At 47.7% G+C, this 5154-nt stretch carries 3 protein-coding genes; all 3 read right to left on the reverse strand.

The features are described from left to right. On the reverse strand, positions 1–3270 hold a 3270-nt coding region (locus tag B9A12_RS16290; protein ID WP_139796699.1), incomplete at its 3' end, for a conjugal transfer protein TraG N-terminal domain-containing protein. 30 nt (positions 3271–3300) lie between these two features. Next, complete coding sequence (locus B9A12_RS16295) at positions 3301–4695, reverse strand: conjugal transfer protein TraH (RefSeq protein WP_170920690.1); 1395 nt, start codon at positions 4693–4695, stop codon at positions 3301–3303. Between the two features lie 11 nt (positions 4696–4706). After that, positions 4707–5154 (reverse strand): conjugal transfer protein TraF (traF, locus tag B9A12_RS16300; RefSeq protein ID WP_170920691.1); only part of this gene is annotated, 448 nt, incomplete at its 5' end.

A 5154-nucleotide genomic window follows, 5' to 3' on the forward strand; every position in this document is an offset into this window, starting at 1 on the left:
AGCCACAGGTTGGCCACCTGCCGATTCTGGCGTCGAAACGCCAATCTGACCACTGTCCGTCTGTCCGGACACTCCACCAGGTACGCCAGATCCCACGATCCTGCCGGCAGGCGTACTAACTCCGGAACTTCCGGAGCCACCCTCCGCAGGTCCTCCCATCTGTGATGCAGAAGTACCGGATTGCAAAGAGGAAGGATCGGAAAGGAGTACTGTATTGCTGTGAGGCACCAACATGTCTACTGCCGGATTATTCACCGCATCCAACGATACCGGTTTTTCCTTCTCAGGTAACCAACTGTGCGACTTTTGCGGCACATACGCCGGCCCGTTTAAGAATGCGTTGCCCACAGCCTTGGGACCAAAACCGGGACCTGCAGTAGTTCCCGAAGTTACATTTTGCCCCTGACTGCCAGATCCGGTTGGAAATCCCAATAACGTCGGGATTTCTTTTCTGGCTTCTTGTGCATGTTGAGAATTGTAGTTTTGTTCTTCAATCTCTGCGGCTCCACGACCATACTCTCGCTTCATTGCCTCCTGTGTACCTGCAAACCCCTGAAGCTGGTTAGTGTAATCGTTCGCCAGATGTCCCCAACCGCTGTTTATCGCGTTGCTCCCCGATGCCAGATTAGAATCAACTCGGTTTCCAAGTTGTTCTCCCCAGCTTACTCCCCGTTGTACGCTGCCTTCCACACTATCACTGTGTCTCAACATTTCCGCCATTCCTGCAGTACCTTCGGTACCCACACGAAACAGCAGCCTCAACCCCTTACCCACAGCCTCGACTGCCTCAGCCTTGTGCTCACCGCTCGCCATACCCGGCAGCTCTCCGAGTGCCTGCACGTGTGCCATATACGATGCGGAACGAGGATCATATCCCAGCTTTCCGTAATAATCTGATAATTCCTGAGTTCGCTGCATATACCGTTGTCCCACATCCGCACCGGCAGATTGGGCAAAAGTCTGCAAACTGGAAATCATCTCACCAGTTTTTCCTTCACCATAACGACCGAACATCTGCGACGCCATGTCATACAAGTTAATTTTCTGTCCCTGTGTTATGCCAGATACCAGACTGGCAGTATCGGATGCAGTGTCGGCAATTTTTTGTAGCTTGGAATATCTGAGTGCGGCCTGTTCCGCACTTTTGTATGCTTTTGATCTCTCGGCAGATTCATTCCAGAAATTTTTCATGCTTTGTTGTATTTTTTGAATATCATTCCATTTTTTCTCATCTGCTTCGGAAAACTGTGACTTGCCACTCATGCTGAAGGCATATTGTAATGCCTTCTCCATCGCCTTTCTTCCCGAAGCAGACCACTCCATCCCCGCACCAATTGATGCCAGCGCATTTAGACCCAATCCAAGACTGCTCCGCATGGCCAGCAATGTAGCCAGCTGCGCCTTGTCAGCGTTCGTTAGGGTGAACTGTGTGCCGATGTTCCTTAGATAACTGTCGACAGCGTGCATGGCGCTTGCAAGCGAACTACTGTGTTCCGACCCGACAGAACTACCCTTACCGACACTCTGAACCAGCGAAGAGACCCTCTCCATTGCAGTATTTATGGCACGGGAAGCCTGTTGCTGGCTTTCCTGCGCTAACGTCTGCGCTACACCGGATGCACGATTCATAACGCTGCTGGCACTAATGAAAGGTGCCATTTGCTGTAGTATCGGAGATCTCGGAATGGCCACGCCTCCAATATCCGGAGCCACCGATGCTATATCCTGCGTTTTTCCGGTGGCCGTCACCTGTGCCTGGGTGGCCGCATACGAGGGGGACAGCAGCTTTTCGTCTGTCTTGTCGCCGCCAATGGCTCCAAAACGTCCCGCAATCTGAGTTAGCGCATAGGTAGATCCGGTAAGTACTGCAAGGGTAATCACGGGAGTGGCTGCCAAAAGAGTATTGCCTACCGCCAACTTATTTTGAACGGTGTCGAACACAGATACCAGATTTTCCATGCTCAATGCGTTCATACCCGCAAACCTACCTGCGAGTACGTTTTTCGTCTGTGTAATGATCATGAAATTCAGGATTGCTGCCACAGCTGTCCATGATTGCGTCCAAACACCGAATATAAAATAATTAGTGAGAAGTCTGATAGACTGCGCCCCAGCCATTGCCACCACAATTGCAACCAAGGGTGATAATGCAAAGAAAAGAAACTGAAAAGCTGCCATTGTTGGCTGCATAAACTTGAGAAATCCTGCCGCCTGACCTGTAGTTTCAGATCGTATTTGTTCTTCCATTTGTGTTTCGGTAACGGTTTTCTGTATACAGTCTTTGTAGTCATTCAATCCCGATATGGCACCACACGTAGCAGCAATGGAGGCATATTTTCCAATGAACAGTTTATTCATAAAGTCATAACTATCCATAAGGGTTGAGCCGAGCAGGGCATGTATGGCATTCTGAACATCACTCCAGTCCCAACCACCATCTGCCATTACTTGCAGAACATTTCCATTACTGTTATTAAAGTCGCTATGAAGCATATTCTCAAATGCGCTTTTGCCATTATATACAGGCAAGTAGAAAAAATCTTGCATTTTTTGTGACAAATAACTAGCTTGATCCCCACAACTAACCCCTATGGTTGATAGACCATTTCCCATATCAACAACTTCGAAACTCAATCCAACATTAAAATTCCCAGAATTAAACAGATAATCGGCGGGATTGGATATTTCATTAAGATATTTGGCATTGAATGTTTTTCTGCCATGCACACAATTACGCATAAAATAAGCCAAATTCTGATAAAACATTTTCTGTGTTTCAAATCCTTTTTCGTACGCATTCCTGATGGCCAGGAAAACAAGATGTGGTTGCAAGTACCCTCCAGAAGAGACACTGTGTTCTTGAAGCAATCCAGCGGACACAAATCCGTTTTCTATTTCTTCCGTAATCCTACGGGTAATGCCACTTACAAACGCACCAGAGTAAGCTATTCCGATAGGCACATCATTTACTACATAGACCGTTCCAGTGCTAATATCTTCTACGTTTACCGACGTTTTGGGCACAAACATTGCTGCGTAAATCAAAAATCCCAGAATGAGCGGCTCAAACCGCATCATCCGGTTTTCCAGAAAACCGCTCAAAACCTGAATGGCAAAGGTAAGCAACAGCCCCATTCCCACCGCAAAACCGACACCAGCCAACCCAGCCCCCGACCATATATGGGAGCTGCTGCTAAAAACAGAAGATACCGCCTTCAACGCTTCGAATACCAGTTCACCGTCAGTAGTGACATATATCGTAGGCCCCATAATCTTCCTCCCCACACGCAACAAGGATTTTTATCGAATAGGAGTAATCTGGTTTGCCCGCAGATTTCTCACCATTGCTTCAAGTTCGTTGTTGATTTTTAACCTGTCCTGCATGGAGCGTTCGTATTTAGATACTTCTTTCCGCAAACTGTCTAAATTCACATAATAACTTTGAGGAATGGAGACATCGTCCACACCGTTAAACGCATTCTGCGCAGCCATTATAATCGCATGCCCCAAATTCACGGCAACAGAATCCACTATCATATCCAGTGCAAACTGCTTCACATAACTCATCATTGCAGCATCCGACTGCACATCCATCAAATAACGCAATATCGGAAGCGGGATAATACTAATAAGATATTGTTGCTGGCCTGTCAGTTCAACTCCATTGCTAGTAGCAGAGATGATGGCATCTAATTCCGTATCCACCCACTGCTTAATACCCTCAAAGGTGAAAGCAGCTTCCGTTATATGCTGGCACGACATGGGACCGTCAGTATTGTCACAACGATAGTATGTGGCATTTGGATACTCGTCACTACCATCTACCAATGCACGAAAACTTAAAATTGGTCCAAACGGTACTGCGCGCACACTGCACCGTTCCGATCCACTACAATCCGTTGTGTTCGGGTCCGGAGTAACCGGCACAATCACGGTACCTGTCATGCTCATCAAATACTGCGCCATTTGCAGCGCGGCACTATTGCGGGGACTATAAGCCGATCTGGGATCACCAATAATACCAGCTGCTCCCGTTTCCCACAGTGCCTTCCAGATCAGGTTTCCTGCATTCGGGTTTGCCTCGGGCGAATCCTCAATGCTGGACTGCGGATTGCTAAAAAGGCCCATAATCGACTCAAACACATCAGACACTGTATTTTTGGATGCCTTGATTAAGTTTCCGGTTTCATCTGCCTTGTTTTTCGTACTTATCGGATTAAATGTATCTACCACCATGTGTGCTAATGAACACGTATTTTTAAGATTTCGATTTAGTGCATTGATTTTGGCTTCCAAATCGTTTAGTACAGCCGCACAGTGCCCGCACATTGCCTGAATCGCTGATTTGAAGGCGTAACCAACGGCATTGGCACCAATAGCTCGAATCAACTGCTGTAATTCTTGGGCATTCAAGAAGGAAAACGATCCAAAGAACATGTCAATCCCGCCACATCCGGCATCAATACGCGGTGCGGCAAAATTTATCACGTTTATACTTTTCACGGGTGCCTTGGCACTAAAGTATCCACCCACTAGACCACCCCGACGCTGACTTTCATATACCTGCGGTTCTCCCGCTGCCGTGCTAAACATGGAATTAAGCGCATCTTCCAAACTTCCGGCCCGAACAGGAAAGGAAAATGATGCAGTCAGGACAACCGACAGACAAACAATGATATGCAACACACGAAACACGGTCATACCTCCTACCAATACTGTTTTATCAGCTCATTTCGTATGTATTTTACCATCCGGGCGGGATCATCCATGTCCTCCTCGGGCACATTCCTCAAGACATCGGGAGGCAGAACACCCCGGTCATTCACGTTAATCAGGCGACGGTATTTTTCGGAGATCAGATTATGCTGTTCGGCAACCAACAAGATTCTGTTGTCCATAGCTGACTCAGACAGAAGCCCCTGGCTGATGACAACAACTGTATCCGGAGGAATGGCGAGGGCTACAGCAGGGACTACCTTGAGTTCCAGCGCCCTCGACTGCCCCTGGTCGACAACATAATGTTCCATCCCCGGCAGAGGTTTTCCGTCCAGCGATACGTTATAGACAATCATCCCGTAGTCTTCTGCCAGGTGCTTAACTGGATCGTACTGCATGCGACAATAGGGACAATCGCTCGAAAAGAAAAACCAGATG

The sequence above is a fragment of the Desulfacinum hydrothermale DSM 13146 genome (assembly GCF_900176285.1).
GTDB lineage: Bacteria > Desulfobacterota > Syntrophobacteria > Syntrophobacterales > DSM-9756 > Desulfacinum > Desulfacinum hydrothermale.